The 16,215-nt window shown below is 67.8% G+C and carries 10 protein-coding genes; 2 read left to right on the forward strand and 8 right to left on the reverse strand.

From position 1 onward, the window contains the following. Positions 1–128 precede the first annotated feature (128 nt). The 8 genes from pglX to E2C06_RS18095 all read right to left on the reverse strand — a co-directional run bounded on the left by pglX (position 129) and on the right by E2C06_RS18095 (position 11,744). On the reverse strand, positions 129–3,860 hold the full coding sequence (gene pglX, locus E2C06_RS18060) for a BREX-2 system adenine-specific DNA-methyltransferase PglX (RefSeq protein WP_133290014.1): 3,732 nt from the start codon (positions 3,858–3,860) through the stop codon (positions 129–131). 51 nt (positions 3,861–3,911) lie between these two features. After that, positions 3,912–4,286: a HigA family addiction module antitoxin gene (locus E2C06_RS18065; protein WP_133290015.1), complete on the reverse strand. Its 375-nt coding sequence runs from the start codon at positions 4,284–4,286 to the stop codon at positions 3,912–3,914. A gap of 13 nt (positions 4,287–4,299) precedes the next feature. Then, positions 4,300–4,581: a type II toxin-antitoxin system RelE/ParE family toxin gene (locus E2C06_RS18070; protein ID WP_133290016.1), complete on the reverse strand. Its 282-nt coding sequence runs from the start codon at positions 4,579–4,581 to the stop codon at positions 4,300–4,302. 49 nt (positions 4,582–4,630) lie between these two features. Further along, a complete protein-coding gene (pglW, locus tag E2C06_RS18075) occupies positions 4,631–8,788 on the reverse strand; it encodes a BREX system serine/threonine kinase PglW (protein WP_165982469.1) in 4,158 nt (1,385 codons plus the stop codon). A 247-nt stretch (positions 8,789–9,035) separates the two neighbouring features. Further along, positions 9,036–9,845, reverse strand: a complete 810-nt coding sequence (locus E2C06_RS18080) for a transglycosylase SLT domain-containing protein (protein ID WP_133290018.1) — start codon at positions 9,843–9,845, stop codon at positions 9,036–9,038. Then, a complete protein-coding gene (locus E2C06_RS18085; protein ID WP_133290019.1) occupies positions 9,845–10,321 on the reverse strand; it encodes a hypothetical protein in 477 nt (158 codons plus the stop codon). Before E2C06_RS18085 ends, E2C06_RS18080 begins: the two co-directional genes overlap by 1 nt. Before the next feature lie 2 nt (positions 10,322–10,323). Continuing rightward, positions 10,324–10,884 (reverse strand): hypothetical protein, encoded by a 561-nt coding sequence (locus E2C06_RS18090; RefSeq protein ID WP_133290020.1) that lies wholly within the window; start codon positions 10,882–10,884, stop codon positions 10,324–10,326. A 32-nt stretch (positions 10,885–10,916) separates the two neighbouring features. Continuing rightward, a complete protein-coding gene (locus tag E2C06_RS18095) occupies positions 10,917–11,744 on the reverse strand; it encodes a hypothetical protein (RefSeq protein WP_133290021.1) in 828 nt (275 codons plus the stop codon). Positions 11,745–12,562: 818 nt separating this feature from the next. On the opposite strand from E2C06_RS18095, the gene E2C06_RS18100 reads away from it, so the two are divergent. Both E2C06_RS18100 and mobF read left to right on the forward strand, forming a co-directional pair. Further along, positions 12,563–12,895 (forward strand): hypothetical protein, encoded by a 333-nt coding sequence (locus tag E2C06_RS18100; protein ID WP_133290022.1) that lies wholly within the window; start codon positions 12,563–12,565, stop codon positions 12,893–12,895. Continuing rightward, positions 12,892–16,035, forward strand: coding sequence for a MobF family relaxase (gene mobF, locus E2C06_RS18105; RefSeq protein WP_133290023.1), 3,144 nt, complete (start codon positions 12,892–12,894; stop codon positions 16,033–16,035). The genes E2C06_RS18100 and mobF overlap by 4 nt, the downstream gene beginning before the upstream one ends. The last annotated feature ends 180 nt before the right edge of the window (positions 16,036–16,215 follow it).

Genomic DNA, 16,215 nt, shown 5'->3' on the forward strand with positions numbered 1-16,215 from the left:
CACATAGCTGGCGATGGTGGCGGCGGCCCCGGCCTCGGTGACCCCCTCCGACAGCTTCAGGACGAAGTCGTTGGTCTGGACCCGCTCCGGGATATGGATCAGGTCGCGCAGCAGCGGGCGTGCATCGCTCATGCTGCGGCCCTCCGGCCCCGCGGCCGTCGCGTCGGCGCCGGCGGCGTCCAGGCGCGCAGTTCGGCCAGCGTCAGGCCGAGGCTACGAGCTTCGTCGCCCACGAACTCGGCAAAATACTCACCCATGCGCAGCCCGGTTTCTGGATCGATGGCATTGTGCCATTGCCGCAGCCAGGGCACGAGTTCGAGCAGCCCGGCCAGCAGCGGCGCGAGGCGCGGTGCGGCCCAGCCATCCACGTCCTTGCGCTCCACATACCAGCCGGCGATGGCCTTGGCGCGCGCCAGGTGGTCGTGGCCGGCCCAAAGCACCGGCAGGCTGGCATCGGCGTCGCGGGCGCAATGTGGGAAGGAGAGGAAGCGCTCCTTCGGCACGTCGAGCCCACCGCGCAGCCGCCAGAAGTCCTGTGACAGGAAATCGGCGGTTTTGTATTTTGGCGGCACAGCAATGGTACCCACTTCCTCCTGCTTGCGGCGCTTGCCCTCGGCGGCGAGGTCGCGGTCGGCGGCCTGCTGCACGGCCTCGGTGCCGAGGCCCGCTAACATGCGGGTGGCGTAGGCTTCGGCGGTCTCGTCCTCGACCTTTGGGTTCAGGCGGCTCCAGGCGATGCGCACAAATTCATCGCGGCGCCCGGCAAGGTCGGCGTCGATCGCGTCTTCGGCGCGCTGCTTTTCCCAGGTCGCTTCCCAATCGGCGCGCTTGCGCAGGCCGGCTTCGGCGTAGCGGAGGGCGGCCAGGAAAGGCACGGCTTCCTTCGTCACCAGCTCGGCCACCAGCACGTCGAGGTCGAAGGTGGCGTGTCCGGCGTAGAGCGCGGCGACCGCCAGGAAATCGGCATCGTGACGGGCCGCATCCGCGAGGGTGAGCGTCGAGGTTAGGCGCGGGTCGTCCCGGGGCCAGAAGCGCGTCTCCTCCAGCCGCTCGAGCAGCCAGAGGCGAAGCGCGTCGCGCTCCATCTCCTCCCAGGGGGCCATGGACCAGCGGCGCTTGTATTCGGGCCGCTCAATCAGGCCAATGGTGGGATCGGTCTCGATCAGCGTGATGCGGCGTTCGACGATGGCACGGTAGTCCTCCGGCCAATGCGCCGGGAGGTCGGTGATCGGGGTCGAGCGGTGGCGGGTGAACCACGCCGATTCCAACGCCCCGGTCGACATGCGGCGGGCCATGACGATTTCGAAGGCGCGCTCGCCGAAGCGGAGCGGCGGCGGGGCCGGGTGCTCCGGCGCGCCATCGCACAGGCCGTAAAGGCGGTAGCAGCGCCAGTCGAGTTCCTCTTGCAACGCTATCATCCTTGCCCGCGAAGCGTTGATCTCGGTACGGGCAATGTCGAGGGCGGCGCGCTTCGGGACGGCGTACTCACAGAGCGCGGCAGGACGGTTGGCCGACAGGCGCTGCGCTTCGGTGTCGAGAGTCCGAGCGAGATCGACGGGGCGCTCCGATGCAAGAGGAAACTGGCCTACATTCGTTGCATTGAACGCATAACGTTCGTCCCAACTTGTGTTCTGGATGCGCGCGCCTTGTGTGCCGACATGATCGCCGCCTTTGTCCTTGCATCTCGCTTTCAGCCAGAAGCAAGCGATGGAAGAGTTAAGCAAGCCTAATAAGCTAAGATGAGCGTCTTCTGAGGTGCGTGGCGGCAGTTTTATCACTGGAGCGGTACGGTTGAATACTTTTCCACCTCGATCGAGAACAAAGTGGTTGTGCGTGGCGATCTCTCCGAAAGTAATTGTGAGAGGAGTCCGATTTCGCTCAATTGGAATTTGGTGGTACTCGGCGAACGATCGCCCGACCTCGCGATAGCTGCGATTCCCGAAGTCACGCCTGGCGAGCAGAAGCGCCTTCCAAGGCCAAAGGACATCGTTTGTCCGCGCGCTCACCGTGAGATTGATCTCGCCATCATAAGGAAACAAAATTGCTCCCGACGACCGTGCGGACCAGTCGCGGACTTCCTCTCCAATGATTGCGTCGCGTACCGGCACCGTGCCCGGGGGCACGTCACGGCGACCCGCAATCATGAACGCTTCTTCCTCACTGATAATGCAGCCGAACCCGATCTCGGGACTTAGGGAGGCGAGTAGGGGGCGATCGCGCTCAATCGCTTCCTGCACCTCCGCAGCACCTCCACCCCCCATGTTCCACGGATGCCGTGCCAGCACCGCGCGCGGTGTATCTTCGGTACTGATGAAGGCGCTTTCAGATTTTGCTTGATCAGTCTGCGTCAAAATCGCAGTCCAGAGTTGTCCACGGGCAGGGTCCGCAACTGCATCAGGATCCCCCTTGATGCCGCGAACCGTCCGCACCACGGAACTTACTGGAGGTCGGTTCCGCCCGAACAAGATCGCTGTTGACGTGTTGTGTCCCGGCAGTGGCACCCCAGAGCAATTTACCACATGTGTTAAGTCCAAGCGGGCTAGAACACGTTCGATCAGCCTGCTGCCGAACTGCCGTTTCATGAAGCTGTTGTCTACAATCAGCCCGACGAACCCTGCTGGTTCCCGGTCAGATTCCTGCTGTGTAAGATCAAAGAACCTCTCGGTGAAGGGCGCGGCGAGAGCATATTTCATGTGGCAACTGTCGTAGATTTCACGATACGCATCGCGCATCGCCGCGTCCGGCGGCTGGATGTAGGGCGGGTTGCCGACCACGGCGTGGTACTGCCGGCCAAGGATGACATCGTGCGCCGCCGTATCCTCGGCCGTGTAGTGATGCCGTCGCCGCCGCCCAAAGCCCTCGGCTGCGCCGCCCAATTCGGCACGAAAGAAATGCGTGCCGTGGAACAGGCTGTCGCCCACGGCGAGGCTGAAGCGGAAATCCGCTGCCGCCGCCAGCCGCGTCTCCCCGGCCGCCCGCACCGCCGCCAGCAGCAGCCGGAAGCGTGCGATCTCGACCGCGAAGGGGTTCAAGTCGACGCCCGAGACGGCATCCAGCGCGCGCTGCGCCTGCGCCGCCGGCGGCATGTCTGGTGCGTGCCGCTGCCACTCGGCCAGTATCCGGGCGAAGCCGCCGAGCAGGAAGTGCCCGGAGCCGCAGGTCGGGTCGATCATCGTCACGTGCTCATACCCGAACTCCCGGATCGCCGGGTCGAGCGTGCGCGACAAAATCCACTCCTCCACGAAGTCCGGCGTCTGCAACAGGGCAAAGCGCTTGCGCGCATCCTCCGACAGATCCTGGTAGAGGTCACCGAGGAAGCGCGTGCTCCAGTCCGGATCGGTGAACTCGTGCAGCAGCGCGCCCGTCTCCGGCACGCGGTCACGGAAGAACGCCAGCAGCGCCATCGCCCCGTCGCCCGAGAGCGGCAGGCGGAACAGCGGATTGTGCGCCGGGTCATAGAGGCCAGCGAGGCCGGGCAGGCGCGCCGCCTCGGCGAAGGTCTCCAGCAGGAATTCGGCGTCGCTGTCCTGCGGCCGGGCGCGGAAGAACTCCCGCTGCCGAAGCTGCGCCAATTCCAGCCGCTCGCCAGGGCCAGAGAGCAGCGGCCGGTCCACCAGCCGGTTGTCCTCCAGGAAGCGCAGGAAGACGACGGCCAGGATCCAGTGCACCGCCGCTTGGTCGAGCGCCGCGGTCCAGAAGGTCTCAAAGGTGTCAGCGGTGCGCCGAGCCTCGAAGGCTGCCTGCCACTCGACCTGGACCGCGGCGCGGCCGGGGGAGTCCCGGTGGTGCTGGCGAAGGTCCTCGTCCAACCGCCTCCGCAGTCTTTTCAGGTCGGTCAGCAGCTGCTTCGCGTCCACCATGATGCCGCGTCGTCTCCCGGAATATTCGTCGTGTCTGGCTCGGATCGGGTGTCAGGCCGTGGGTGCGGGGCGCGGCAAGACCTCGGCGCGGATTCGGGCGCCGGCCTCGCGTTCCGCGACCTCCAGCTCATAGGCTTTCTGCAGGTTGAGCCAGAAGCCCGGGCTGGTCCCAAAGTGGCGGGCCAGGCGGAGCGCCGTCTCCGCAGTGACCGCACGCTGGCCGGCGAGGATGGTGGTGATGCGGTTCGCCGGCACGCGCAGCGCTAGCGCCAGCGCATGGGCGGTGAGGGCCAGCGGCCCAAGGAACTCGTGTCGCAGCACCTCGCCCGGATGGACCGGCGACAGGCGTTCGCCGCTGTCTTCCTCCGAGAGATCCACGCGGCCCTCGTCGAGGTCGTCGCGGGAGATCAGCCCTGATGTCGCCATATCCCTGCCTTCCTCAATGGTAGTCCACGATCTCGACAGCATGGGCACCGTCTTCCCGCCAGATGAAGGCGAGTCGCCATTGGGCGTTGATCCGGATGGAATGCTGGCCCGCCCGGTCGCCCCGCAGCGCCTCCAGGCGGTTGCCCGGCGGCGTGCGGAGGTCGTCCAGGTGTTCGGCCGCATCGAGCATCGCCAGCTTCCGCCGCGCCGCCAGGGCGAGGTCCCGCGCCATGCCGCGCGGCAGGCCGCCCTGGAAGACCAGCGCCGTGGCCTTGTCGCGAAAACTCCGGATCATGGCAATACGTAGCGCGTAAGATGCGATGCGGCAAGGAAATGAATGCGGCTCAGGCGGCGGTTCGCCCGCCGGCCCGGTGCTTGTTATTAAGCCAGGGATCGGTCAGCCGGGCCCAGTTAGAACGGGCGATCACCGGCAGCACCACCCCGTCCACCTGGGGCCGCCGCGGGTCCGGCTGCGAGACTAGGACCCAGAGGCTGGGTGGACCGCCGGCGCTGCCTGACGCCTGGGAGAGCTCCACCAGCATCTCCATCAGGTCGTAGCGCGCCAGTAGGCCGGGGCGGGTCAGCAGCGCGGGGGTGCGGAGCGCTAGCACCGCGTCGCGCACCCGCGGCGCCGCCCGCGCCGCGAGCCGCAACAGGTTCTTGAAATCCGCGCTGTCCCGCGCGGCGGCATCCGCCGCGAGCGCCTTGGGCCAGAGGACCCGCCGCGCTTCGGCTTCGCTGCGCATGGCGCGCAGCATGAGGCGCTCCAAGCTCACTACCTCTCGGGGAAAGCGGCGGAGCAGCTCGGCCTCGGCGTCATGGGTCCGGCGCGGCTCGACGGTGAGGGCCAGGAAGGCGCCGGTGCGGGCGGCGTAGGCGAGCTTGTCTTCGAGCGCCCGCGCGTCCAGCACCTCGGGCGTCGCCTCCGAGGCTGGCGCGGTGGTCGCTTGGCGGAGAACGCTGAGGGTGCCGGTGTCCGTATCCGAGACGGTGCGCGCGTAGTAGCCCGCGTCCCGGCCTGCCGGCGTCCGCCACTCCCGGTCCGCGCCAGCCTCTTCCAGCAGTGCATCGAGGGCAGGCCGCGGCGGGAGCGGCGCCGCCTCCGGGAAACGGCCGCGCACGCGGGCGCGCAATTCGTCCTCGCGCAGCACCGCGGCACCGGCCAGCGCACCGAGCGACAGGCGCAGCGCCGCCAGCGGGGCCATGTCACGAGGGTAGAGTTCGAGCCGGGTCGACAGGGCCGCCCCGTGGGAGGCAGCGGCAGCCAGCTTCAACAGGCGGCCTGCCGGCAGGGGGCCGACGCCTTCGGGCACCGGGACGAGACCGAGTTCTTCCTCGACCCGCCCGGGGCTGGGCAGCGGGTCCTCCTGCGCCAGCCGATCCGCGGCACGGCCCAGGCGACGGGCGTATTCCGCCAGTTCCGGCGAGGCGGCCACGAGCGCGGGACCGCCTTCGGCAAAGACGGAAAACCGGATCGGGGTGACAGCTGCCTCAAGCTCCAGTGCGGCACGCAGGACGGCGCGGGCCCGGCGTCGGCGTTCCCCCTCGTCCTCCTGCACCGAGCCCCGGGCCCCGAGGAGTTGGGCGGCCATTTCCTCGGCCGATGCAATGCCGCCGGCAGCCTGGACCAGCCCGGCGAGGTCGGCGCGGACGGCGTTGAGGTCGGCGCTCTTGTGCCAGCGGTCCCGCGCGGCTTCCAGCGCATCGGCCACGCTGCTACGGGCGGTGCCGACGGCGATCGCCACCTCGCCAGCATTCGGCCAGGGTGGCGCGTCCTCGGGTTCGATCCCGAGGTAGCGGGCGAGGATGCGGTCCTCCGGCTTCTCGTCGCCGGCGGGACGGCGGGCAATCAGTTGCTCGGCCAGCCGGTCAATGCTGGCACGGCCCCCGTCATCCTCGGTGGTGCCACCAGGAACGAGGTCAGGGCGGAGCAAGGCGAGCCGCTTGGCGCGCTCGCGGATCTCACGTCGGATCCGGTCGCCGACGCCGGTGAGGTAGCGGAATTGCAGGCGTGGCACGCCCAGAAGCTGGTGGACGGTATGGATGCCCATGCGGTCCAGCACATCCCGCGCCTCGACCCCATAGCCCACCTCGGCGATGCTGCTAGCGCGGTCGAGCCCGCGGGCCAGCACCTCAATGCTGTCCGCGGCGATCGCGCTGCGCTCCATCGGCGCAAAGGCGTGCCGCCACGCGCGCAGCATTTCTTCCGCATTGCCAAAGCGCTCGGCCGGGTCGCGGCGCAGGGCACGAGAAAAGAAGCCGGCCAGCCCATCCCGGAGCGCGGGATCGAAGCGGGCGACGGCGGCGACCGCCTCATCCTCGGTGACGAGCGGGTCGGTCAGGCCATCGCCGAAGGTGGGCGGTGCGCCGGCCAGCATCTCATGCAGCGTGACGGCGGCGGCGTAGCGTTCGGCCTGGAGATCCCAACGCGGCGGGCGGCGGTCGGCCAGGAACGGATCGAGATACGGCCTGGTGCCGGCCTGGATGTTCTCGGCCGGCACGCGGGCCAGCGAGAAATCGAACAGCAGGAGCCGGTAGGCGCCAGTGCCGGCGACCTTGGCAACGCCGATGTTGTCGGGTTTGATGTCGCGATGGGCGATGCCTTCCTGTTCGAGATGCTCCAGTGCGGACAGCAAATTTTCGCCGAAGCGCCGCATCAGGTCGAGCGAGAGCGGATCGCCGCCGCGGATCCATTGGGCCAGCGTCCGGTCACCCGCGCGCTCCATGAGGATCGTCGGCCGGTCTGCCACCGTGGCTTCGCCGATGAAGCGGACGATGTTCTGGTGGTGCAGCCGGCGGAGCACCTCGGCCTCGGCCCGCACGCGATCGGCGTGCGCGGCGTCCACCGCGACCTTGAGCACGAACTCCTCATCGGCATCATCGCGCCGGACCAGCAGAGCATCGGCACTGCCACCCCGTCCGAGCCGCTTGATCACGGTGAAGCCACCGTCAAGCCGATCGTCCGGCCCAGCCGTGGCCGGGTCGGCGAGCGGCGGCAGTGCTGGCTCGGGCGGCAGGGCCTCCCGTTCGGCCTCGGCCAGGTAGTCAAGGAATTCCCGCGCATCGCGCGGCCGGTCCCGTACCACCGGCGCGGTGGCGGCGCGCACCATCTCCTCCAGCCACCGCCCGACCCCGTTCACCGCACCGGAAAGACGGAGCCCGCCGTCCTTGCGTAGCAGCGCAGGCAGGTCGAGCGGGCTGTCCACGGGAGGGCGCCCGGCGAAGATGTGGTAGGCGATGGCGCCTAGGGAGAACACATCGGCCTGCGCCGTCCCGTCCTCGCCGCCGGCGGTGGTCTCCGGCGCGAAGTAGAGCTTTGCCGGATCGGACAGGTGATCCTCGACGTGCTGGGTGCCGGTGGTCATGACCATGCCGCCGGTGCTGCCCTCACCACGGCTGGCGACCTGCCAATTGGTGACCTGCAGCCGTGGCGCATCGCCATCCGGGTTGCGCACCAGGACGTTCTGCGGCGCCAGGCCACGGTGGTAGAGGCGCTTGCCGTGCGCATAGGCCATTGCCTCGCCGAGTTGGCGCACCAGGGCCAGCCTCTGGGCCAGAGAGAGGGTCTGCTGCTTCTGGGCGAGGTAGCGGTCAAGACGCAAGGCGGTGGGGTCGTGCTCGAACACCAGTGCTGGGCCGAGCTCTGCCTCCCGGTAGTCTAGGACGCGCTGGATGCCCTGGTGCTCCACGCCTTCCAGCACCCGGGCCTCGCGCTGCGCCGTGCGCGCCAGGCGGTCCCGGGCTTCCGGCGAGGCGGCGCGCGCATAGGGGTAGATCCGAACGCGGCGGGCCACCCCGGTCGCGGCATGGCGGGCCGCAAAGTCCTGGTAGTTCTCCCCTTCGGTCAGCAACTGGCCGAGTTCGTAGTCGCCGACGCGGCGCCCCCGCCCGGGTGGCCGGATGCCGGCCTGCTCCATGGCGCGGCCGATCGCCTTTGCCGCCACCGCGTCGATTGGGCCTCGCCGGCCGAGACCCAGTTCGTCGGCCCGGAGGAGGGTGCCGATAATCCCGAGGTCATCAGCCGCGCCCGGGTTGCCCCGCAGAACCACCCGCTTGTCGGTGCCGGGATCGATCGCCGGCCGTTGCCGGATCGCGGAGAGGAAGATGAGGGGTTCGACCCATGGTGCTGCGCTGCGTAGCACCCCGCGGCCGGCCAACGCCTCCTGTCGGCGAAGGACGGCGGAAAGCCGCTTGGCCTTACGGTTCGCCAGCGGGAGCGGGTTGTCGGTCGTGATTGGGCGGCCGTCAGTGATCCAGGTCCAGCTGTGAGCGTCGCCGCGCACGGTTCCGGGACGGGACTTGATCTCGACCATTACCAGGCCTGCCGGCGTCAGGACGAGCAGATCCACCTCATTGACGCGGCCCTCGTCGTCAATGAACTCGAAGTTCGACCAGGCGCGCCAGGGCGTGTAATCAGGCAAGAGGCCGCGCACGAAGTCGAGCGCCTCCCGCTCCCATTCGAAGGCACTCTGGCTGACGGCGATCCATCGTGGTGCCTTCATCGGGCTGGCCGGCTCCTGGTCAAAATAAGCCTGCTGAGAATACCGCAATGGACTGGTGGCGATAGGCTTGGAGCGGCCCCAACGAGGACGCAGCACAAATGCTGTTCCTCCCGGTGCGGCCCATTCGGGTTTATACTGCGTCAGCATCCCCGTACCCCGGGGACAACTGGCGCCTGACTGCGCGAATGGCCGCAACAAATAAAAACGGCCCGCCATCGCACTGCGGGCCGTTCCTGAGAGCACTGCCTTAGCTCTTGGCTGTGAAGATTGGATCGGCGTAGGATGGGCCGAGCCTGCGTGAGGTGAAATCCTGCAGGTTTTGCACGGTCCAGCCCGTCATCCCGTTATTCGCCAGGTTGTCGGCCGGCACGAAGTTCGACAGCGGCGACGACGCATCGGCCAGCGCGATTTTCCCGCCCACTGCAGGGCCGTAGACATACGAGTAGTAGGTTTCCTGCACCGTCGCGACGCGGCCCAGAGATTGGGAGGTTGCCCCGCCGTAGGAGCGGATGAGGTAGCTGCTGACGACGGCCTGGGCGTTCGGGTCTGACCTGTCCGCCGACGTGTAGGGCAAGCTGAACCGCTTCACCGTGTCGTCCCACGTCCCGGACGTGATCTGCCAGGGCCCCGTCGCGGAGGTGGAGCCGTTGGCTGTCTGGACGTTGCGGAAATCGCTCTCCGCTGCTGCGAAAGCGGCGACCCCGGTGGAGTTGACGCCCAGCTTGTCGGCTGTGGCGATCGCTGTAGCCCCGTAGGGTTGCGCCTGCAGGGACGCCAGGACGTTGCTGCGGTCCCCCGTGGCCGCACCGGTGCCGGTGTAGGGTGTGCCGCTAGTCCCAGCGATACTGGAATAGTCGCCTACGAGAGGGGACGGTGCCGTGGCGCTGCCGCCATAGACCTCACCCCCTGCTGGCGCGCTGAACACCGGTGTTCCCGGATCCGCCACGGCCGGGATGACCTGCGGCGGCATCTGGCCGGCTTCGGGCAACACGATTGTCTGCCCGTGCGCGCCGCCGGCAAGGCCGAGGCAGAGCGCGACTGTTGCCCAGCGCGACATCAGTGGAAGCCGAACACGGGCGAGTTGTCGCGGCGGCGCAGGCCTTCCACGGTGCACTGCACGCCCGGCTTCACCGTGTTGACGTACGGCCCGAGGGTGTTGGCTGGGACGAAGCCGAGGCGGCCGTTGTAGCCCATCACCTGGACGAAGCCACCGACCGTTGCCCCGGACGTTGCGACGAATTCCTGTGTCACGCCCATCGGTGCCGAGGTTCGGTCAGGGCTCGAGTAAATCGGCAGGCCCGGCTGCGTGCCTTTGCAAACCCAGAGCCGTTCGGGTTGCACCAGCCGTTCGGGCGATCCGGTCGAGATTGGCGGCGCGAGCTGGTGCGTGAGTGCCAGGGCCCGGCCCCGGTCGCGCGAGAAGCGTTCCAGGCGCGCGATGTCCTCCGGCGTCTGAGCCTGGGCGCCTGAGGCGATGCCTACCGCCGCCACAACGGCCGCACCAGCGGCCTTCCATCCCATCCGCATAGCCATGATTACCTCCTCTGTTGCTGAGCGCTGGCCTGGCCGTCGCTCATCGCCTCGACAGGGCAGTAGAGCCGGCCACTGCTCTCGGCCTTGACCGCTGCCCGCAGGCAGCGTTCGTGGAAGGCAATGGCAGGCCGGTCAGCCGCCGCCTTCATGGCGTAACCGCCGCCGACCAGGGCTAGGGCGATGGCGGCGCCGCCACTGAGCCAGGCGAGGTTGATGCCCATGGTCCGACGCCGCTCGCGGATCACGACGGCGCCGGCGAGGGCGGCGGTTGCGGCGGGGACCATCTTCTCGACAACGGCCGTGATGGCCTGCTCGGCTTTGGCCTCGACGCCGGCGGCCTGAGCTTCTGCGCGCCGGGCATTGGCCTCGGCCGTCTCGCGTGACGTGTTGAGCCAGATCCCGACCTCACTGGCCGCGCTGTCGAAGGCCCCCGCTGCGGCAATGACCACATCGGCGAGGCCTTTCTGGGCAGCCATCAGGGCGGCGACAAACCGCCCCTCCGGGTGGTCCGGCCGCACGCCCCATTCCCGTGCAGCTGCCTCGACCTCGCCGAGTTGCTGCATGAGGGAGACGCGGAGCTGAGTAACGTTGTCACTCATGCAGCGACCTCGGCCTGGTGCGGCAGCGTCGGCATCCAGAGCGGGTTGATGCCACCGAAGAAGGCCGGGACCTTCTCCTCCAACCAGATCGACACCCGCTCCTGGTCGAAAAAGCTCAGCGGCTCGCCCGCCTCCGGGGCCTTGCCAGCCGCCGCATCCTCGAACAGCAACCTGCCCTCGCTCACCTGGCGCATGGGGCTCAGTTCGGGAAACCGCACGACCTTGGCACCCTTGCCCATCGCGGCGACCAGGGCGGGATGGTTCAGGATCGGGGTGAATGCGTTCGCTACCGACCGGCCGTCTGCGACCAGGCCGCCGTTCAGGACGATGAGCGTGGCGGCCGGCAGGAACAGTTCGTCGGCAACGACCTGCGCCAGATAGTCCAGGTCGGCATTGTCCGGGCCGACGACATGCATCGCCACCGGGCGAATCCCCATACGCTCGAGCGTCCTGACCAGTCGGACCTCCTCGGCCAATTTCTTGACCAGGAGATCGCCGCCACCGACGCCGAGCAGGGCATCGAAAGGTCGGCCCGCCCGGATCGAAAGCGCCTGCTCATTGATCTTCTGCTCAAGCCATTGGGCCAGATCGGCGAGGCCGCCAGAGGGAGGGATCTCCGCATCCGGGTGGAAGCTGGCCAGCCCGTGCGAGGTGGTCTGCCGGTCCATGTCCCAGATCCGGAGGGTGGCGCCGCGGCTGCGGAAATACTGAGCCGTGGTGTTGCCCACGACGGTTTTGCCGACCCGGCCGCGGCCGACCGGCATCAACAGAACGGGCTTCACGTCCGAACTCGCCACCATGTTGGGTGCATCCTTCTTCGCCATGCTTCGGCTCTCCTGGCGCCGTAGCGGAATCATCCCGCGGGGCGGCGCGAATGGCGTCGCCCACCTGCCAACTTTTTTCAGACCCGCGGCGCGGCCCTTTTCTGTCCCGGGAGCCAAGCCCGGTCCTGCTGGAGTTGTTCACGCAGCGCGTCGAGCTCCGACTGGATCTCCTCCGGGGTGCGGACAGGCGCGGGATCGTCTGGCCGCCGGGATGGAATGGGGAGCCTGGGAGGGGCTGGCCGGGATGCCGTCAAATCTACCGGTGCTGGCCTAGCGGGCTCGGGCACTGGCGCCGGTCGGATGGCCACCGGCACTGGGGCCCATCCAGCCGGCATTTTCTCCGCGGTTGCCCGGCGACGGGCGTCTTCGGCGACGTCTCGGCAAACCCGCGGCCACATGCGTCTGACCGACATGGCCGTGACCGGCTTCTCCCGACCGGACTGCCCAGCCTTCACGCCCTCCGCTGCCATTTCCGCAGCTACTTCGGCGTAGGGAGGGAAGCGGACCGCCATGCGCTTCTTCAGTTGGGCGTAATGGAGCCGCAGCCAGAGATAGGCCTCAGATGTACCACCATGGAGACGCTCGCTGACGCGGACGGAGAGGGGGCGTTTCTGCGTATCGGACATGCCCTGAGGCTGGACCGACCCGGCGCGAATGGCTTCGATTTTGCTCCGGAATTTCCGCGAAGTTGCTGCCGCCTTGCATCGAATTTGCAGCAAAATTTCAGCGAAGGGGTAGGCATACACCAATGCACTGTTAGTGCGGGCTCCGCCCGGTCCGCGCATCCCATTCGCGCCGCTCGGCGCGAAGGTCGGGGCATGGACGAAGACACTCGGGCCGCCCTGGCCGACATCAAGCAGGGCATCGCCAACCTGACAGCCAGCGTCGCGCTGGTGGCACGGCATCAGACCATCCAGGGTGAGAAGATCACCCGCATCCTGGATGTCCTCGCGCCGGAGGATGCCGAAGAGGAGGAGAAGGGACCGACCACCGCAGAGCTGCTCGGCCGGATAATGACGGCCAACGCCAAGGCCGTGAAAGAGATGACGGCCCAGCTGACAGGGATCAGCGAGGCCGTGGAGGGCGTGCCCGGTCACACGGTTCAAGCGATGGGCCAGGCCTTCAGCATTCCCGAGAGGACACCGAAGTGATTACATTTCGGAAGATCCTCGCTGCATCCTCCGGCAAGCTGGTGTCGGCCTATTTCACCGAGCATCAGCCCGATGCCGAGCGGGATTTGCGCTGTGAGCCGGGGGTGCACGCGGACCAAGAGGGGCGGCTGACGGCTTACTACACGGGCCGGGAAATGCGGGCGCACTGGCGGGTGGACATGCCGCAGGCCGTCGCCCAGGCCCTCGGCATCGACCCGACCCGCTCCCCGAAGGCCGGCGAGCTCAACCACCTATTTGAGGCAAAGCGGGGCGATACCGGCCTGCCGTGGAGCCGGTGGCGGCGGGAGAATTCGTCCCTCGACTTCACCTTCTCCCCCCACAAGTCGGTGACGCTGGCGATCGAGTTCGCTGAATCTCCGGCAGAGGAAGCGTTGCTCTGGACGGCGGTGCTGCGCGCCAACGATGCCGCCATGCGGGCGATCGCCGGCGACCTTGGCTGGGCCAGGTCGGGATTTGAAGGCAAGGGGGTCGCTGAGCCGGGGGAGGTGGGGTGGGTATCATTCCCGCACACCCAGGCACGACCAACCCTGCAGGTCAGGGATGGGGAAACCGGCATCACCTACCTGGCGGAGTTCCCAACCGTCGGCGACCCGCAGACCCACGTCCACAATCCGATGTTCAACATGGTCGTCACTGACGACGGCCGCCTCGGGTCGCTGGACACGAAGCGGCTGACCAATACGCGGGTGCATGTCTGGGGAGCATTGGGCCAGGCCGTGCTGGCGGAGGAAATGCGGCGGCTGGGGGTCCGGGTGGCGGTCGATCCGACCGGCCGGTTCGCCGTGCTGCCGGCGATTGACCAACGAGCCGTCGACCATTTCTCGAAAGGGCGCCGGCAGGCGGAACGCAACGCCAAGAAGTACGCCAAGAGGATGGGAGAGGATTGGGACAAGCTCTCGGCGGAGCGGAAATTCGGCCTGATGCAGTCGGCGGCGGTGCACGAGCGGCACTCAAAGGCCGCCCGGGATGGGGCAAAGCGGGAGGAGCTCACGCCGAAGGAGGCTTGGCGGTACCAGGCCAAGGCGCTCGGGTGGGCCCACAGCACGGTGCTCGAGGGAACGGCCTACGCCCAGCTGACCGACGCGCAGCGGTATGACGCTGCCTATGCGTTCGCCGCCCGTCACCTGGCCAAGGCATTCGAGACCGCGGCGGTTCTGGATCAGGATGTCGTGGAGCTCTGGGCAATCCGCGGCCTGATCGGCGCAGACTACAAGGGCAGCACGGACATCGAGCGGGTGGTTGGCCTTATCCGGGAGCGCGGCTTCGATTTCCACGGGCAGCAAGCCTACCTGGTCGAGGGCGTGAGTGACGGCCGGATGCGGGTCACCAACTCCGAGCAGGTGCGGATTGAGCGCCGGGTGGCGGAGCTGGCGCGGGTGGCCGCTCAGGACCGCACCGGCTCGCTGACACACACGGTGCTTCGGGAGGCGATCGAGAATTGCGGGATCAAGTTCGACAACGACCACGGCGCGGCGCAGGTGGCGGCGATCTATGCCCTGGGTACCGCCGGCGGTATCGCGTTCCTCACCGGGATTGCCGGCGCGGGTAAGTCCACCCTGCTGACCCCATTGGTTATGGCCCATCACGCGGATACGCGCTTCAGCCCGCGCGGGCGGGAGGTCATCGGCACGGCCAACGCCTGGCTGCAGGCCGATGCCCTGAAAGATTGCGGGGTTGACCGGACCATTGCACTGGATCCGCTGCTCCGCTCCATCGACAGCGGCGAGTGGCGGCCGACGCAGAACACGGTCCTGATCATTGAGGAAATGTCCCAGGTAGGCCCGCGCTCGATGCAGCGCCTGATGGAGTTGCAGGCTGAGACCGGGATGACGATCCGCGGCCTGGGCGACCGGGAGCAGTGCCAAGCGATTGAAGCAGGCGATTCCATCGCCCTGCTGCAGCGTGCCATCCCCATCGAGGCGCGGCCCGAATTGCTGTCGACGGTTCGGCAGAAGACCAACGAGCTCAAGCAGGTCGCCAGCATGTTCCGCAACAAGGATGGCATGACTGCCGAGGCGCGGACCGACGAAGTTTTCGAGGCGCTCGAGATGAAGCGCAAGGTGGGCACCGCCAGGCTGCTCGGTGGCGACCAGGACGAGGTGAACCGGGCGACCGCTGATTTCTTCCTGCGACGCCGCGATGCCCTGGAAGCAGCCGGGGCAACCAAGTCGGTCAGCTGTTCGGCCCTGACCAACGCCACCGCGGCGGAAATCAGCGCCGAGATCCGGAAAACCCTCCGGCAGCGGGGTGAGATCGTGGGCGAGGAGCGCTGGTACCAGGCCATCGACCAGCGCGGCGAGATCTACGACCTGCCCGTGGCCAAGGGGGACCGACTTCGGCTGTTCCAGCGGACCGGCGCTAGGTTCGGCAATCGGTTCGGCTGGCTCGGCAACAACGGGTCCATGGTGACGGTCGAGGCGATCACCGAGACCGGCCTGCGCCTCCGAAACCGGCATGGCGATGTGGGTGATGTGACCTGGGATCGATTGGTCCACGCTCGGTCAGGCCGCCTGCTGGTCGCATCAGGCTGGGCACAGACGGTCGACAGCATCCAGGGGATCACGTCGGCCGAGCATATCAACGCCCTGACCCATGGCACCTCAGGGCTCACCGCATTCCGAAACTACCCCGCGGAGAGCCGCGCCGAATGGGAGACGTGGACGCTGATCAGTGAGGCCGGGCTGTTTGAGGCGGTGCGCCATGCGCGTGCGATAGGTGACCAGAGCCCCATCACCACCGAGCAGCTCTGGCAGCAGGCGGCCAAGGATATGGCCTATGCGCCGCGGAAGCCCCTTGGGCTGGACCTGGTCGAGGGCGTGAGGAAGGACGTGGACGCGGCTACGGACCAATGGATGCAGGAAGAGCACAGGGTTCGTCGCCAGAAGGCCGCCGGCCGCAACCATACCAGGGAGCACCGGCAAAGGACGGCGGATCGGGAACTCCGTGCGGCACTGGTAGGGAAGGTGGACGACTATGCCGCTCAGATGCGCAGCGCGACCCAGAGGCGGGCACCGGCTGGCCTTCTGGCGGGGAACAGCCTTGGCCAGTTGCCGAGGGTGAGTGTTACGCCGCAGCCGGCTCCAGCGCGCGAGCGCGGCTTTGAGCCGAGCCCGGGCTGACTGACTGATAAAGGCCTCGCGGCCTGGTCAACTTCAGCCGCTCCACTCTTGAGAGGCGGACCGCCAACATCATCCGCCCTGGTGAATGACCGCTCAGGGTCGCGTGCGGCCATGCCACACCGGGAACGCTGCATCCCCCAACTTGTCCGCGGCCAGATCTGCTGGCCTCGGTTTTCGCGC

This window comes from Dankookia rubra, from assembly GCF_004355005.1.
Lineage (GTDB): Bacteria > Pseudomonadota > Alphaproteobacteria > Acetobacterales > Acetobacteraceae > Paracraurococcus > Paracraurococcus ruber_A.